Origin of the sequence: Pseudoxanthobacter soli DSM 19599, from assembly GCF_900148505.1 — a bacterium.
GTDB lineage: Bacteria > Pseudomonadota > Alphaproteobacteria > Rhizobiales > Segnochrobactraceae > Pseudoxanthobacter > Pseudoxanthobacter soli.
In genome coordinates this window covers 114,563-129,998 of sequence record NZ_FRXO01000004.1, presented here as the reverse complement: position 1 = coordinate 129,998, position 15,436 = coordinate 114,563, and the positions used below count along the sequence as shown (strand labels likewise).

Genomic DNA, 15,436 nt, shown 5'->3' with positions numbered 1-15,436 from the left:
AGAGCTTGCGCATATTGCCGTCGTTCCGGCCGCTCCGGTCCGGACGGAATATGCCCCGGGAGCAGACACCTTGACCTGGCTGACCGTCACGCGCGGCGATGCACCGCTGCTGGTGAGCATGCCCCACACCGGCACCACGCTGCCGGACGGGATCGAGAACGATCTCGTCTCGCGGGAGCTCGCCCTCCACGACACCGACTGGTGGATCGACCGCCTTTACGACTTCGCCGCCGGTCTCGGCGCGACCGTTGTCCATACCGCGGTCTCGCGCACCGTCATCGACGTCAACCGCGACCCGTCCGGCGCCTCGCTCTATCCCGGCCAGGCGACCACCGGTCTCTGCCCGGTCACGACGTTCGACGGCCGCCCGCTCTACCGCCCCGGTCGCGAGCCGGATTTGGGCGAGATCGAGCGACGCAAGCAGACCTATTTCACGCCCTACCACGACGCGCTTTCGCGGGAGGTGTCCCGCCTGCGCGAGGCGCATCCCGCCATCGTCGTCTACGACTGCCACTCCATCCGTTCGTTCGTGCCGCGGCTGTTCGACGGCGAGCTGCCGATCCTCAATATCGGCACCAATGGCGGGCTGAGCGCGGCACCGGAGATCGAGCGCCTCGTGGTCGAGGCGTGCGCGGGCTCGTCGGTGTCCCACGTCCTCAATGGCCGCTTCAAGGGCGGCTGGATCACCCGCAGCCTCGGCAACCCGGCTGCCGGCGTCCATGCCGTGCAGATGGAAATCGCCTGCCGCGGCTATATCGACGAGACCGAGGAGGGAACGCCGATCTACGACCCCGCCGTCGCGACGCCGATGCGCCTGTTCCTCACCGATCTCCTGACCAGCCTGCGCGACCGCGCCGCCGCCATGGCGTGATATCCCGGTCGTGAAAAAGGGGGCGGCGCGGATGCCTCCCCCTTCTTGTCCCGATTCTTCGCGTGCCGATCAGCCCAGATAGCCGTTGTCGAGCATGTAGGCGACGATCCGCTCGGCGGCCTCGGCGGCGGATTGTTCGGCGGCGTGAAGGTGGATTTCCGGCGACTCCGGCGCCTCGTAGGGGCTGTCGATGCCGGTGAAGTTCTTGATCTCACCCTTGCGGGCGCGCTTGTAGAGCCCCTTCACGTCGCGCTCCTCCGCGACCGCCAGCGGCGTGTCGACGAAGATCTCGACGAACTCGCCCGCCTCGACCAGTTCGCGCGCCATGCGCCGCTCGGCGCGGAACGGCGAGATGAACGACACCAGCACGATCAGGCCGGCATCGACGAACAGCTTCGCCGTTTCCGCAACGCGACGGATGTTCTCCACCCGGTCCGCCTCGGTGAAGCCGAGGTCGCGGTTGAGGCCGTGGCGCACGTTGTCGCCGTCGAGCATGTAGGTGTGGCGCGACAGCTCGTGGAGCTTCTTCTCGACCAGATTGGCGATGGTCGACTTGCCGGCGCCCGACAATCCCGTGAACCAGAGAACGACCGGCTTCTGCCGCTTCATTTCCGCCCGCGAGGCCTTGGTCACCTCCAGCGCCTGCCAGTGCACGTTGGTCGCGCGCCGCAGGCCGAAATCGATCATGCCCGCGCCGACCGTGGCATTGGTCATGCGGTCGATCACGATGAAGGCGCCAGTCGCGGGCAGGTCCGAGAAGCGGTCGAACGCGATCGGGTCCTGGGTCGAGACGTTGACGACCGCCACCTCGTTCAGCGCCAGCGTCTTGGCTGCCAGCTTCTGGAACGTGTTGACGTCGATCTTGTGCTTGATCTCGGTGAAGGTCGCCGCGACGGTGCGGGTGCCGGCCTTGATCAGGTAGGGACGGCCCGGAAGCAGCGGCTCGTCGACCATCCAGATCAGGTGGGCGGCGAACTGGTCGGAAACCTCCGGCCGTGCGTCGGCGGCGGCGATGATGTCGCCGCGGGAGATGTCGACCTCGTCCTCGAGCGTCAGCGTCACCGCCTCGCCCGCCCCGGCCTGCGCGAGGGCGCCGTCGGCGGTCACGATGGCGCGCACCTTCGAGGTCCGCCCGGAGGACGCCACCACCACGGCGTCGCCCGGCCGCACGGTGCCGCCGGCGATGGTGCCGGAGAAGCCGCGGAAATCGAGGTTCGGCCGGTTCACCCACTGCACCGGCATCCGGAACGGCGCGCGGATGGCGCGGTCCTCGACCTCGACGGTCTCCAGGTGCTGCACCAGAGTCGGGCCGTCGTACCATGGCGTGTTGGCGCTCGGCTCCAGCACGTTGTCGCCGAAGCGGGCGGAAAGCGGCACCGCCACCAGCGTCTCGAAGCCGAAATCCGCCGCGAACGCGCGATATTCCGCCACGATCTCGTCGAACCGCGCCTGCGAGAAGCCGACGAGGTCGATCTTGTTCACCGCCAGCACGACATGACGGATGCCGAGCAGCGACACGATGAAGGAATGCCGCCGGGTCTGGGTCAGGATGCCCTGGCGCGCATCGACCAGGATCACCGCGAGGTCGGAGTTCGAGGCCCCGGTCGCCATGTTGCGGGTGTACTGCTCGTGGCCGGGCGTATCGGCCACGATGAACTTGCGCTTCTCCGTGGTGAAGAAGCGATAGGCGACATCGATGGTGATGCCCTGTTCGCGCTCGGCGGCAAGCCCGTCGACGAGAAGCGCGAAATCGAGATCCTCGCCCGTCGTGCCGTGCTTGCGGGAATCGCTCGAAAGTGTCGCGAGCTGGTCCTCGAACAGGAGCTTGGTGTCATAGAGCAGCCGGCCGATCAGCGTCGACTTGCCGTCGTCGACGCTGCCGCAGGTCAGGAACCGCAGCAGGCTCTTGTTCTCGTGCACCGTGAGATAGTCGGCGAACGCTTCGGCATCGAGGGCGGACTGGGCGACAAGGCTCATCAGAAATATCCCTCGCGCTTCTTCTTTTCCATCGAGGCGGCCTCGTCGTGGTCGATCAGCCGGCCCGAACGCTCGGAGGTGCGCGCGATCAGCATCTCGCGGACGATTTCCTCGAGCGTCGTCGCATCGCTGTCGATGGCGGCCGTGAGCGGATAGCAGCCGAGCGTGCGGAAGCGGATCATGCGCTCCTCGGGCACTTCGCCGGGATGGAGCGGCATCCGCGCATCGTCGACCATGATCATCTGGCCGTCGCGCCACACGATCGGGCGCTTGGCGGCGAAATAGAGCGGTACGATCGGGATGCGTTCGGCGAGGATATATTGCCAGATGTCGAGTTCGGTCCAGTTCGACAGCGGGAACACCCGGATCGATTCACCCGGCTTCACCCGCGCGTTGTAGAGGTTCCACAGCTCCGGCCGCTGGTTCTTGGGGTCCCAGCCGTGGTTGGCGGTGCGGAACGAAAACACGCGCTCCTTGGCCCGGCTCTTTTCCTCGTCGCGGCGTGCGCCGCCGAAGGCCGCGTCGAAGCCGTGCTTCGTCAGCGCCTCCTTCAGCGCCTCGGTCTTCATGACGTTTGTGTAGAACGACGAGCCGTGGTCGAACGGGTTGATGCCCTGGGCGACGCCGGCCTGATTGGTGTGCACGATCAGATCGAAGCCGAGCCGCTTCGCCGTCTCGTCGCGGAAGGCGATCATCTCGCGGAACTTCCACGTCGTATCGATGTGCATCAGCGGAAACGGCGGCTTGGAGGGGTAGAACGCCTTCACCGCGAGGTGAAGCATCACCGCCGAATCCTTGCCGATGGAATAGAGCATGACCGGGTTTTTGAACTCGGCCGCGACCTCGCGGATGATGTGGATCGATTCCGCTTCGAGACGCTTGAGGTGCGTCAGACGATCAACCGACATGCCGGAACCTCTTCAACGCGCCGCACGGGCATGGCTTGAGGGAAGCGGGCGAATGGAAAGCGGCATCGTCACGCGGCCTCGCCCGCCGCGGCGATCAGGTGCCGGTCGCCGTAGGCGACGAAATGCGGGTTCGCATAGGGCGAATCCGCCGACTGCTCGCGCTTGCCGTAGACGAGCGGACGTCCGTCGAGGGTGGTCACGAGCCCGCCCGCCGCGCGCAGCACGGCGTCGCCGGCCGCCGTATCCCACTCCATCGTGCGGCCAAGGCGCGGATAGATGTCCGCTTTGCCCTCGGCGACGAGGCAGAACTTCAGCGACGATCCGGCGGAAACGAACGTGTCGACCCGGAAGCGCTCGAGCCAGTCTCCGGTTTCCTTGGCACCATGGGACCGGCTGCCGATGGCAGCGAGGCCTTCGGCCGGGGCCGACCGCACCGCGATCGGGCTCTGCGGTCCGATCACGCCGCCTTCGACCTTCGCCTTGAAGGCAACCGCCTCGTCGCCGTGCCCGTAGCCCGCGTAGATCACGCCGATCACCGGCGCATAGACCACGCCGGCGACTGGCACGCCCGCGTCCACCAGCGCGATGTTCACGGTGAACTCGCCGTTGCGCGACAGGAATTCCTTGGTGCCGTCGAGCGGGTCGACCAGGAAGAACAGCGCGCCATGGGGCGGCATGCGCCCGGCGGCGCACTCCTCTTCAGCGACCACCGGAACGTCCGGCGCGATCTTCGCGAGACCCGCGAGGATCACGGCCTCGGCGCGCTGGTCCGCAATTGTCACCGGCGAGGAATCCGCCTTGTGGCTGACCGAGCATCCCTTGGCGTAGACGTCCAGAATTTCCCGTCCCGCCTGCAACGACAGATCGAGCAGTTGCGGCAGGATGGCTGCGGCATCGACGCGGACTTGCGACATGATCGGCGGGGTTCCTTGCACCGGCACGAGACGAAAATCGACTCATACCGCGATGGCGCGCAATCGCATTCTAATAAATGCAATCTGCAGCGCACGTCTGTAGAGCAGCCGCACTTGCGAATGAAGCAATATCATTCCGTTGAAACGCCGGATTGGAGCATCCCTTTCCGCCGATTGCACCGTCGGCTCGCGGCAGGCCGGAAACAGGCGCGCCGCCGCAACGAATGCGGCGGCGCTATCAGGCGCAGAAGCTGAAAAAGAGACGGTCGAGCCTCAGGCGGCGGCGCCGGCCTTGGCCTTCGCCTCGCGGCGGCGCGCATGCAGGATGAACTCGGTGTAGCCGTTCGGCTGGGCGCAGCCCTCGAACACCAGATCCTCTGCGGCGTGGAACGCCGGTCCGTCGAAGCCGGGCGCCATTGGCACATATAGCGGATCGCCCGCATTCTGGCGATCGACCACTTCGGCCATCCTGCGCAGCGTCGCCGCGACCTGCTCGCGGGTCACGACGCCGTGGCGCAGCCAGTTCGCGACGTGCTGGCTCGAAATACGCAGCGTCGCGCGGTCCTCCATCAGCCCGACATCGTGGATATCCGGGATCTTCGAGCAGCCGACGCCCTGGTCGATCCAGCGGACGACGTAGCCGAGCAGCCCCTGCAGATTGTTGTCGAGTTCCTGCTGGACGTCGGCGGGCGCGAAGTTCGACTGCGCGAGCGGGATGGTCAGGATGTCGGAAAGCCGGGCCGGCGCGCGGGAGGCGATCTCCTTCTGCCGGGCGCGCACGTCGACCTGATGATAATGGGTGGCGTGCAGCGTCGCCGCCGTCGGCGACGGCACCCAGGCGGTGTTGGCGCCGGCATTGGGGTGGCCGATCTTGGCCTTCAGCATGTCCGCCATCAGATCGGGCGCCGCCCACATGCCCTTGCCGATCTGGGCGCGGCCGGGCAGCCCGCAGGCAAGGCCGACATCGACATTGTTGCGCTCGTAGGCGTCGATCCAGGTGGTCGACTTCATGTCGTTCTTGCGCACCACCGGGCCGGCTTCCATCGAGGTGTGGATCTCGTCGCCGGTGCGGTCGAGGAAGCCGGTGTTGATGAACACGACCCTGTCCGCCGCCGCCGCGATGCAGGCGGCGAGGTTCGCGGACGTCCGCCTTTCCTCGTCCATGATGCCGAGCTTCAGCGTGAAGCGCGGCGCGCCGATCAGGTCTTCCACCCGGCCGAACAGCTCGTTGGTGAGCGCAACCTCGTCGGGGCCGTGCATCTTCGGCTTGACGATGTAGACGGAGCCCTCGCGGCTGTTGCGGTAGCGTCCGTTGCCCCGCAGGTCGTGCAGCGCGATCAGCGAGGTGACGGCGGCATCGAGGATGCCTTCCGGAATGTCCCGGCCGTCCTCGTCGCGCACCGCGTCCGTCATCATGTGATGGCCGACATTGCGGATCAGCATCAGGCTGCGGCCGGGCAAGGTCAGCGTTCCGCCGGAGCCGGTGTGATAGGTGCGGTCGGGGTGGAGCGTGCGGACTTCCGTCCTGCCGCCCTTCTCGAACGACGCCTCCAGATCGCCCTTCATCAGGCCCAGCCAGTTGCGGTAGACCTCGATCTTGTCGCTCGCGTCGACGGCGGCGACCGAATCCTCCAGATCGACGATGGCGGTGATCGCCGCCTCGATCACGACGTCGCTGACGCCGGACGGGCGGTCGCGGCCGATCCGGCTGGTGCGGTCGATCACGATCTCGATGTGCAGGCCGTTGTGCGCCAGCAGCACCGACGACGGCGCGTCCGCCGTGCCGGTATAGCCCGCGAACTGGGCGACGTGGACGAGGCCGGCGGTACCGCCGCCGGCAAGATCGACCACGAGTTCGCCCTCGACGACCCGATAGCCCGTGGCATCGGCGTGGCTGGCGCCGGCGAGCGGGACCGCCTCGTCGAGGAACTGGTTGGCGCGGGCGATCACCGCCGCGCCGCGCTCCGGATCATAGCCGGCCTTGCGGGTGCCGGGCTCGACGGGAATGGCGTCCGTGCCGTAAAGCGCGTCATAGAGGCTGCCCCAGCGCGCGTTGGCCGCGTTCAGCGCGTACCGTGCGTTGGAGGCCGGCACGACGAGCTGCGGCCCGGCGATCCCGGCGATCTCGGCATCGACGTTCACCGTGCGGATCTGGAAGGCGGCCGGCGCGGGACGCAGATAGCCGATCTCGGTCAGGAACGCCTCGTAGGCGGCCTGGTCAGACGGCGCCCCCGGATGGGCCCGGTGCCAGGCATCGATGCGGGACTGGAGATCGTCGCGGGTCGCCAGCAGCGACCGCGTGCGCGGCGCCAGGTCGCGCACGATCGCGGCGAAGCCCTCCCAGAATGCCTCCGGCGTGAGGCCGGTGCCCGGCACGACCTCGCCGGCCACGAAATCGAACAGGCCGCGATCGATCGTCAACCCGCTCGCACGCACCGTATCCATGTTGTCCGCTCCCGCTCTCGTCCGATCCGCCCTGCGGCCGGCCCCAGCATCGGTTAGAATGCGCGCATTGCATACGGGAGAAATGGCCGATGCAGAACCGCACGGAATGCGGGAAGATTGTTTCCGCACTGGAGAAAGTGGTGGGACCGGAACGCTCGGTCCTTGTGCATCGCGTTGGTCCTTGCTGCCTCTCTGAAGAGCATGGATTTGATCATCTGGTCAAAATATGCACTGATTGATGTTGAGAGGCGGATGCGTCTCCATCCATGCCTTTGTAATTTCAATAGAATTGACGTTGGCACGACGCATGCATTTATAAATCCGGCCACCCGAAGCGGGGCTGGCCGGGGTCGAAACAACACATGACCGGAGGTCAGCCATGAGCGACGTTCTGAACATCGGCGTGTTCATCCCGATCGGAAACAACGGCTGGCTGATTTCCGAGACGGCGCCGCAATACAAGCCGACCTTCGAGCTCAACAAGGAGATCGTGCTGAAGGCGGAGCAATATGGCTTCGATTTCGCGCTCTCGATGATCAAGCTGCGCGGCTTCGGCGGCAAGACGCAGTTCTGGGACTACAATCTTGAATCCTTCACGCTGATGGCCGGCCTTGCCGCCGTCACGTCCCGCATCAAGCTGTTCGGCACCGCCGCCACGCTGACGATGCCGCCGGCCATCGTCGCGCGGATGGTCTCCACCATCGATTCCATTTCCAACGGCCGCTTCGGCCTCAACGTGGTCACCGGCTGGCAGCGGCCGGAATATTCGCAGATGGGTCTGTGGCCCGGCGACGACTATTTCTCGCGCCGCTACGACTTCCTGTCCGAATATGTCCAGATCCTGCGCGAGCTTTGGGAGACCGGCGCTTCGGACCTGAAGGGCGAGTTCTTCCAGATGGACGATTGCCGCGTGCTGCCGAAGCCGCAGGCCAATATCGAGGTGATCTGCGCCGGCCAGTCCAATGCCGGCCTCGCCTTCACCGCCAAGTGGGCGGACTACAATTTCTGCTTCGGCAAGGGCGTGAACACGCCGACCGCGTTCGCGCCGATCACCGAGCGCCTGCAGGCCGAGACCGCCAAGACGGGCCGGGACGTCTCGTCCTATGTGCTGTTCATGATCATCGCCGACGAGACCGACGAGGCCGCATTCGCGAAATGGGACCTCTACAAGTCCGGCGCCGATCAGGAGGCTCTCGCCTGGCTGACCGAGCAGAGCGCCGCCGACACCCGCTCGGGATCCGACACCAACGTCCGGCACATGTCGAACCCGACCTCGGCCGTGAACCTCAACATGGCGACGCTGGTCGGTTCCTACGAGAGCGTGGCACGGATGCTGGACGAGGTCGCCACCGTCCCGGGCACCGGCGGCGTGCTCCTGACGTTCGACGACTTCGTCAAGGGCGTGGAGGATTTCGGCTGGCGCATCCAGCCCCTGATGAAGTCCCGCCGCCACATCTTCGCGTCCCTGCAGGAGGTGGTGTGATGGCCGAAGCCGAGATCGCCGTTTCCGGCTACGCCCCGGCCGGCCCCGAGGGCGCCGCCGTCACCCTGCCCGCTCGTCCGGAACCGCTCCGGCTCAACCCGTCCGAGACGGCGGTCATCGTCGTCGACATGCAGAACGCCTATGCCTCCGAAGGCGGCTATCTCGACATCGCCGGTTTCGACATCTCCGGCGCCAAGTCCGTGATCGCCAACATCCGGACCACGATCGAAGCCGCCCGCGCCGCCGGCATTCCGGTCATCTTCTTCCAGAACGGCTGGGACAGGAACTATGCCGAGGCCGGCGGGCCGGGTTCTCCGAACTACTACAAGTCCAACGCGCTGAAGACGATGCGCAAGCGGCCGGAACTTGCCGGCTCGCTCCTGTCCAAGGGCGGATGGGATTACGCGCTGGTCGACGAACTCGCCCCTCAGGAGGGCGATTTCCTCATTCCCAAGATACGGTACAGCGGCTTCTTCAACACCGGCATCGACAGCTTCCTGCGCGCCCGCGGCATCCGCAATCTGGTGTTTGTCGGCATCGCCACCAATGTCTGCGTGGAATCCTCGCTGCGCGACGCCTTCCACCTCGAATATTTCGGCGTGGTGCTGGAAGACGCCACCCATCAGGCCGGTCCGCCCTTCGCCCAGCAGGCCGCCATCTACAATATCGAGACGTTCTTCGGCTGGGTCTCCACCGTCGCGGATTTCTGCGGGACCATCTCGCAGCGCCCGCCAGCGGAAGCCTCGCCGACCGACAAGGCCTGACCTTCCTCCTCGCCTCGCCCCTCAAGAACGACGGAACAGTCCCATGCCTTTCACCCCGATCATTCCGCCGGGCTCCGGCAAGCCGCTCGCGCCCTATTCCCCCGGCGCCCTCGCCGACGGCATCGTCTACGTCGCCGGCACGCTGCCGTTCGACAAGGAGAACAACGTCGTTCACGTCGGCGACGCCGAGGCACAGACGCGCCACGTCCTCGAAACCATCAAGGGCGTGATCGAGGCGGCCGGCGGCACCATGGCCGACGTCACCTTCAACTCCATCTTCATCACCGACTGGGCGAACTACGGCGCGGTCAACAAGGCCTATGCCGACTATTTCCCCGGCGACAAGCCCGCCCGGTTCTGCATCCAGTGCGGCCTCGTGAAGCCCGACGCGCTGGTCGAGATCGCCACCATCGCCCACGTCGGGACGAAGGCCTGATCCTCCGCGGCGTGCCGGGCTCGCCGCCCGGCATCGTCCGGCAGAAGGCACGCCGCCTGAAATCCAAAGCCCGATCCAGCATCCGCCCAAGGCGCCCCGCATGCCGTTTCGCTGAAACGCTCCGCCCACGCGCCGGGAGAACGACACGCCATGTCCGCCTGCCTCAGCTACACCGTCCTCGGGGCGGACCATTCGGATGCGGGCACGGTCGTCCTGTCAGCCGGCCTCGGCGGCACCGCCGCGTTCTGGAAGCCGCAGATCGAGGCGCTGGCCGGGCGGCTTCGGGTCATCGTCTACGACCATGCCGGCACCGGGTCCAACGCGCGCCCGCTCGCCGCCGGCTACCGCATCGGTGACATGGCCGACGACGTGCTGGCGATCCTCGACGACGCCGGCATCGAACGCGCCGCGGTTCTCGGCCATGCGCTCGGTGGCCTCGTCGGGCTCGATCTGGCGCTGAAGGCGCCCGGGCGGGTCTCCGGCCTCGTGCTCGTCAACGCCTGGGCGAAGGCCGATGCGCACACCGGCCGCTGCTTCGCGGCGCGCCGGGAGCTGCTGCTGAAATCCGGAATCGAAGCCTATGTCGCCGCGCAGCCGATCTTCCTCTATCCGTCCTGGTGGCTCTCCCGAAACGCCGCGCGCGTCGCCGAGGAGGAAGCCCACGGCATCGCGCATTTCCAGGGCACGGACACCATCCTGAAGCGCATCGACGCACTGATGTCGTTCGATGTCTCGGACCGCCTCGGCGAGATCGAAACGCCGTGCCTCGTCATGGCCGCGCGCGACGACGTGCTGGTGCCATGGCTGTGCTCGGAGCGGCTGGCCGCCGGCCTGCCGAACGCCCGCCTCGAGGTGGTGGCAGAGGGCGGCCACGGCTTTTCCGTCGTCGATCCCGCCCCCTTCAATGAAGCCGTGCTCGATTTCCTGCTGAGCGAACGCGTTGCGAACAGGCTTTCCGCACCTGATAAATCGATGTAGATTTCTGGTTCAATATATTGATTTATAAAAGTTTTAATCTGAAAGACGCCGCAACAGACCGCTTACCTTCCCTCCAGGAGGCGACGATGAACATGCCCATGCCCCACGGGTTTCAGCCGGCCGAGACCGTCGGCAGGGAGGCGTTCCGTGACGCGATGGCGAGCCTCGGCGCGGCTGTCAGCATCGTCACGACGGACGGTCCCCACGGTCGCGCGGGCTTCACGGCCTCGGCTGTGTGCAGCGTGACGGACACGCCGCCGACCCTCCTCGTCTGCCTCAACCGGTCGTCCTCCGCTTTCCCGGCGATTGCCGCCAACGGGGTGCTGTGCGTCAACACCCTCACCCACGAGCATGAGGCGCTGTCCGCCGTGTTCGGCGGCAAGGTGCCGGCGGAACAACGCTTCTCGGCCGGTTCATGGTCGCGGCTCGTCACCGGCGCGCCGGCACTCGACGACGCAGCCGTCTCGTTCGATTGCCGGGTCGCCTCGATGTCGGACGTCGGCACCCACCGCGTGCTGTTCGCGGAGGTTCTCGCCATCCGCCACAGCCCGGCCGCGTCCGGCCTCGTCTATTTCGGCCGGCGCTATCACCCGCTGCACCACGGCGCCTGACGGCGCTGCGCTTGTGCCACAGGCGCCGCCACTACCGCAGGCACCCCGGATCCGCTATCACGCTCAAGGATTTTCATGCGGATCGAAAAGTCCGACGGGGGCGGGGAAGTGCCGGCGCGATTCCATCTTACCGGACTGGTGCTGGCCGTCTTCACGGTCGCGATGCTGGCTTTCTTCGGCCTGAGGCCGGCGCTCGCGGCCGATGCCGCGATCCAGCTGGCCGATTCCGCCAGCGCGGCGCCAGCGCAGCCGGCAACGGCGACCGAGCCACCGCAGGAAGTCACCGAACTGATGCGGCTTCTCGCCGATCCCAAGGTAAAAGCCTGGATCGAACAGACGGTCGCCGCGACGCCCGCAACCGTCGTACAGCCGGCCGCGCAGGAATCCCCCGTCGGTGACCTGGTGTCCGAGCGCCTGCGGCGGCTTCGCCTGCACTATCTGGCGATCTCCAGCGCCGTCGATACGTGGCCGCGCGATATCGCGGCCGGGCTCCTGGTGATCTCGTCGGCCGCCGCCCGCGTCGGGCCGCTCATGCTCTTCCTCATCGTGGTCACGCCGTTCGCCGCTGGCGCGATCGCGGAAGCCGTCGCACGGCTGGTCCTGACCCGGTACCGAATCGACACGGACTCCATCGCCCGGTCGGGTAGCGACCTCGATCGCTGGCTGTCGGTCGCCCTCAGGCTTATGCGGCGCATCGGCGGGCTGATCCTGTTCACCCTCGCCGGCATGCTCACCTTCGTCCTCACCGATCCGCCCCATGTGCTGGAAAGCATCCTGTCGGGCTATTTCGGTGCCGTGGTGGTGGTGCGCTTCACGCTGGCGCTGACCGAGATGCTGCTCAGCCCAGACCCGGCGCAGGGCGCTGCCCGCGTCGTGCCGGTCGACGACGCCAGCGCCCTGTTCTGGCAGCGGCGCATCGTCGTGTTCGTCGGCTGGCTCGTGTTCGGCATCGTCACGCTCGGCGCGCTGCACACCGCCGGTGTGCCGTTCGCGTCCCAGCAGCTCGATGCCTATGTGCTCGGCCTCGGCCTGCTCGCGATCGCGATCGAAGCGATCTGGCGGCGGCCGTCCCGCCCGGAGGGCAGCCGCATCGCACGGCGGCTCGCGTCCTTGCTGCTCACCGTCGCCGCCATCGCGCTCTGGGTGCTCTGGGTCGGCGAGGCGCTGCAGCTGTTCACCACCCTTCTGATCGTGGTCGCCCTGCCGTTCGCGATCCGCATCGTCGGCGCGACCGTGGCGAACGTCGCCCGCAAGTCGTCTCCGGACCAGACCATTCCGCTCGGGGTCACGGCGGTGTTCATCGCACGCGGCATCCGCAGCGTGCTCATCATCGCGGCCATCGTGCTCGTGGCGCGCGCCTGGGGCATCGACCTGGGCGATCTCTCGGATTCCGATTCGGTGCTGACCCGCGTCGTCCGTTCGCTGATGAGCGCGGTCGTGATCTATCTCGGCGCCGACCTGATCTGGCAGCTCTCGAAGGCCGCCATCGATGCCCGCATCGGCGACATTCGCGAAGTCGCGCCCGGCGGCGACAGGGACGAGTTCGCCCGCCGTCAGGCCAGACTGCGGACCCTCCTGCCGATCCTGCGCAACGTGCTGTTCATCGTGGTGCTGGTGGTCGCGGTGCTGATGGAACTGTCGGCGTTCGGCATCGACATCGCGCCGCTCGTCGCCGGTGCCGGTGTCGTCGGTGTCGCCGTCGGCTTCGGCGCGCAGACGCTGGTGAAGGACATCATCAGCGGCATGTTCTTCCTGCTCGACGACGCCTTCCGCGTCGGAGAATACATCCAGAGCGGAAGCTACAAGGGTACCGTCGAGTCGTTCAGCCTGCGTTCCGTCAAGCTGCGCCATCACCGCGGCCCGGTCTACACCGTGCCCTTCGGTGAACTCGGCGCGGTGCAGAACATGAGCCGCGACTGGGTGATCGAGAAGCTGCCCATCGTCGTGACGTATGACACCGATCTCGAAAAGGCCCGCAAGCTGATCAAGCGCGTTGGCACGGATCTCGCCGCCGACCCGGAACTCGGGCCGGATCTCATCGAGCCGCCGAAGATGCAGGGCGTGCAGCAGTTCGGGGATTACGGCATCCAGATCCGCATCAAGCTTGTTGCGCGGCCCGGCGGCCAGTTCATCGCGCGCCGCAAGCTGCTGGCCGCGATTAAAAAGACGTTCGACGACAACGGCATCAGCTTCGCCGTGCCGCGCGTGCAGGTGGCCGGTGGCGATACGGCGGATGCCGCCGTCGCACAGACGGCGCTTGCCGTCCAGCAGGCCAACGCCCCGGCTGCGGGGGCCTGACGGCGAACGATCGAGAGCGGGCACGAAGGAGGCCACCATGGCAGATGACGGCGGCGCCAAGGCCACGACGGGCATTCGCAGCGATATTCGCGGTGCAAGCGGCGTGATCACGCTCGACCGGCCGGCCGCGCTCAACGCGCTCGACCTCGCCATGATCCGCGGTATCGACGATGCGCTCACGGCCTTCGAGGCCGATACGGCAGTGCGTGCGGTCGTGGTGCGCTCGGACCATCCCAAAGCGTTCTGTTCCGGCGGCGACATCCGCGCCGTGCGGGCGGCGAGCCTCGACGGGCGCTTTTCCGACATCGAGGCGTTCTTCGCCGAGGAATACGCTCTCAACCGCCGGATCGCCGCCTATCCGAAGCCCTATGTGGCGCTCGTCGACGGCATCTGCATGGGCGGCGGCATGGGCGTCTCGGTCCATGGCAGCCACTGCATCGTCAGCGACGGCGCGCTGATGGCGATGCCGGAAACGCTGATCGGCTTCTTCCCCGATGTCGGCGCCACCTGGTTCCTGTCGCGGCTGGCGAAGGGAGCCGGGCTCTATCTCGGCCTGACCGGCGCGCGCATCGGGCCGGGCGACGCGGTCGCTCTCGGCCTCGGCCGCGCCTATGTTCCCCGCGACCGGCTGGCCGCGCTCGAAGCCGCGCTCGTCGATGGCGAGGACGCGACGTCGGCTGTCGCGCGGCTTTCCGCCCCGGCACCGGAACCGCGCCCCATCGCAACGGCTGAGGCGGAGATCGCCGCCACCTTCGGAAACGCGGTCTCGCTGCCCGACCTGATCGACCGGCTCACCACATCCGGCTCGCCGTTTGCGAACGCGGCGCTTGAAAGCCTGCGCGGGCTGTCGCCGACGAGCCTCGCCGTCACCTTCGAGACCGTCACCCGCGGCGCATCGCTCGACCTTGCGGGCGCGACGGCGATAGAACTGGCCCTGACCCGCACCGTCGTCCGCTCCCACGACTTCGTCGAAGGCGTCCGCGCCGCGCTGGTCGACAAGGACCGCCGCCCGCGCTGGCAGCCCGCGCGCACCGAGGACGTGGACCCGGCATCGATCCGGGCGCTGTTCGCCGAGGTCGACGGCTGAAGCCGGAGGCGGCATCCCCTCGCCTCTTTCCGACGGATATGATCCTTTTTTTATTTCCGAAACAGATATTTATAGCTGGATTATAACCCGTCACTTCACCTGACGGCACGCGACATGCCCGCCCGCCAAGGCCGCACAGGTGAGATCGACCGGCTTCGGCACCGCTCCGGCGCGGCGGTCGAGCCCGATGGTCGCCCGGGTTTCCCATGACCGGCCATCGAGCCCGCACCAGAGCGTCTGCACGGGCATCCGATCACCGCGCCCGTTGAGAAGGAAGACCTCTCCGGTCGCCGGATCGGTCCAGAGCGCGATGGCGATCCGCCCGCTCGGCTCTGCGGTGCCGAGATCGGCCGCATACCAGTGCGCCAGCGTCGCGCCGCAGGCGATGGCTGCGCCGGTCTCGTTCGAAACAGTCAGCGGCAGCGGTGCGAGCCCGTCCGATCCCGTCGCTGCCGGCAGCCCCTCGCCGGCGCGCGCGCAGAGCGCCGCCACCAATCCGAGCATCGCGATCGCGCCGCGCGCAATCCATGTCCCGGCGGCTCGTTGCGGTGTGGCTTTCATGATGCCCTCGGCGCGATTTCCGCGGCAATGACTAGATCAGCCGGCGTTCTTGGTAAATAAAGGTCCGCCCCCCAATGCAGGCGAAATCGCCGCCTTTCGCGGC

The 15,436-nt window shown here is 67.1% G+C and carries 13 protein-coding genes; 8 read left to right on the top strand and 5 right to left on the bottom strand.

What is annotated here, in order from left to right:
- Positions 1-70 precede the first annotated feature (70 nt).
- Positions 71-871 (top strand): N-formylglutamate deformylase, encoded by an 801-nt coding sequence (hutG, locus tag BUF17_RS10875; protein ID WP_073628560.1) that lies wholly within the window; start codon positions 71-73, stop codon positions 869-871.
- Between the two features lie 69 nt (positions 872-940).
- Here hutG and cysN read toward each other — a convergent pair whose 3' ends face one another.
- The 4 genes from cysN to BUF17_RS10855 all read right to left on the bottom strand — a co-directional run bounded on the left by cysN (position 941) and on the right by BUF17_RS10855 (position 7,115).
- Positions 941-2,848: a sulfate adenylyltransferase subunit CysN gene (cysN, locus tag BUF17_RS10870; protein ID WP_073628558.1), complete on the bottom strand. Its 1,908-nt coding sequence runs from the start codon at positions 2,846-2,848 to the stop codon at positions 941-943.
- Complete coding sequence (gene cysD / locus BUF17_RS10865; RefSeq protein ID WP_175563682.1) at positions 2,848-3,756, bottom strand: sulfate adenylyltransferase subunit CysD; 909 nt, start codon at positions 3,754-3,756, stop codon at positions 2,848-2,850. The genes cysN and cysD overlap by 1 nt, the downstream gene beginning before the upstream one ends.
- A 68-nt stretch (positions 3,757-3,824) precedes the next feature.
- Complete coding sequence (gene cysQ, locus BUF17_RS10860) at positions 3,825-4,670, bottom strand: 3'(2'),5'-bisphosphate nucleotidase CysQ (RefSeq protein ID WP_073628556.1); 846 nt, start codon at positions 4,668-4,670, stop codon at positions 3,825-3,827.
- 273 nt (positions 4,671-4,943) lie between these two features.
- Positions 4,944-7,115 (bottom strand): malate synthase G, encoded by a 2,172-nt coding sequence (locus BUF17_RS10855; RefSeq protein WP_073628554.1) that lies wholly within the window; start codon positions 7,113-7,115, stop codon positions 4,944-4,946.
- A gap of 391 nt (positions 7,116-7,506) precedes the next feature.
- Here BUF17_RS10855 and rutA point away from each other — a divergent pair, with 391 nt between their 5' ends.
- The 7 genes from rutA to BUF17_RS10820 all read left to right on the top strand — a co-directional run bounded on the left by rutA (position 7,507) and on the right by BUF17_RS10820 (position 14,772).
- Positions 7,507-8,598 (top strand): pyrimidine utilization protein A, encoded by a 1,092-nt coding sequence (rutA, locus tag BUF17_RS10850; protein ID WP_073629221.1) that lies wholly within the window; start codon positions 7,507-7,509, stop codon positions 8,596-8,598.
- On the top strand, positions 8,598-9,362 hold the full coding sequence (gene rutB / locus BUF17_RS10845) for a pyrimidine utilization protein B (protein ID WP_073628552.1): 765 nt from the start codon (positions 8,598-8,600) through the stop codon (positions 9,360-9,362). The genes rutA and rutB overlap by 1 nt, the downstream gene beginning before the upstream one ends.
- A gap of 43 nt (positions 9,363-9,405) precedes the next feature.
- Complete coding sequence (gene rutC, locus BUF17_RS10840) at positions 9,406-9,798, top strand: pyrimidine utilization protein C (RefSeq protein ID WP_073628550.1); 393 nt, start codon at positions 9,406-9,408, stop codon at positions 9,796-9,798.
- A 150-nt stretch (positions 9,799-9,948) separates the two neighbouring features.
- Positions 9,949-10,776, top strand: coding sequence for a pyrimidine utilization protein D (gene rutD / locus BUF17_RS10835; protein WP_073628548.1), 828 nt, complete (start codon positions 9,949-9,951; stop codon positions 10,774-10,776).
- 86 nt (positions 10,777-10,862) lie between these two features.
- Complete coding sequence (locus tag BUF17_RS10830) at positions 10,863-11,387, top strand: flavin reductase (RefSeq protein WP_073628546.1); 525 nt, start codon at positions 10,863-10,865, stop codon at positions 11,385-11,387.
- 75 nt (positions 11,388-11,462) lie between these two features.
- Positions 11,463-13,685, top strand: coding sequence for a mechanosensitive ion channel family protein (locus tag BUF17_RS10825; protein WP_084564473.1), 2,223 nt, complete (start codon positions 11,463-11,465; stop codon positions 13,683-13,685).
- A gap of 37 nt (positions 13,686-13,722) precedes the next feature.
- Positions 13,723-14,772 carry an enoyl-CoA hydratase/isomerase family protein gene (locus tag BUF17_RS10820; RefSeq protein ID WP_073628544.1) on the top strand — a complete coding sequence of 350 codons (1,050 nt, stop codon included), beginning with the start codon at positions 13,723-13,725 and terminating at the stop codon, positions 14,770-14,772.
- Positions 14,773-14,862: 90 nt separating this feature from the next.
- On the opposite strand, the gene BUF17_RS10815 is transcribed toward BUF17_RS10820, so the two are convergent.
- The gene (locus tag BUF17_RS10815) at positions 14,863-15,333 is read right to left on the bottom strand and encodes a hypothetical protein (RefSeq protein ID WP_139282497.1); all 471 of its coding nucleotides are present in this window, start codon (positions 15,331-15,333) and stop codon (positions 14,863-14,865) included.
- Positions 15,334-15,436 lie beyond the last annotated feature (103 nt).

Bases quoted from the DNA above. Each gene is read 5' to 3' on its own strand.
- cysD (WP_175563682.1), bottom strand. From the start codon at position 3,756: ATGTCGGTTGATCGTCTGACGCACCTCAAGCGTCTCGAAGCGGAATCG.
- BUF17_RS10820 (WP_073628544.1), top strand. From the start codon at position 13,723: ATGGCAGATGACGGCGGCGCCAAGGCCACGACGGGCATTCGCAGCGAT.
- cysQ (WP_073628556.1), bottom strand. From the start codon at position 4,670: ATGTCGCAAGTCCGCGTCGATGCCGCAGCCATCCTGCCGCAACTGCTC.
- BUF17_RS10855 (WP_073628554.1), bottom strand. From the start codon at position 7,115: ATGGATACGGTGCGTGCGAGCGGGTTGACGATCGATCGCGGCCTGTTC.
- rutC (WP_073628550.1), top strand. From the start codon at position 9,406: ATGCCTTTCACCCCGATCATTCCGCCGGGCTCCGGCAAGCCGCTCGCG.
- BUF17_RS10815 (WP_139282497.1), bottom strand. From the start codon at position 15,333: ATGAAAGCCACACCGCAACGAGCCGCCGGGACATGGATTGCGCGCGGC.
- rutD (WP_073628548.1), top strand. From the start codon at position 9,949: ATGTCCGCCTGCCTCAGCTACACCGTCCTCGGGGCGGACCATTCGGAT.
- BUF17_RS10825 (WP_084564473.1), top strand. From the start codon at position 11,463: ATGCGGATCGAAAAGTCCGACGGGGGCGGGGAAGTGCCGGCGCGATTC.
- rutB (WP_073628552.1), top strand. From the start codon at position 8,598: ATGGCCGAAGCCGAGATCGCCGTTTCCGGCTACGCCCCGGCCGGCCCC.
- cysN (WP_073628558.1), bottom strand. From the start codon at position 2,848: ATGAGCCTTGTCGCCCAGTCCGCCCTCGATGCCGAAGCGTTCGCCGAC.
- BUF17_RS10830 (WP_073628546.1), top strand. From the start codon at position 10,863: ATGAACATGCCCATGCCCCACGGGTTTCAGCCGGCCGAGACCGTCGGC.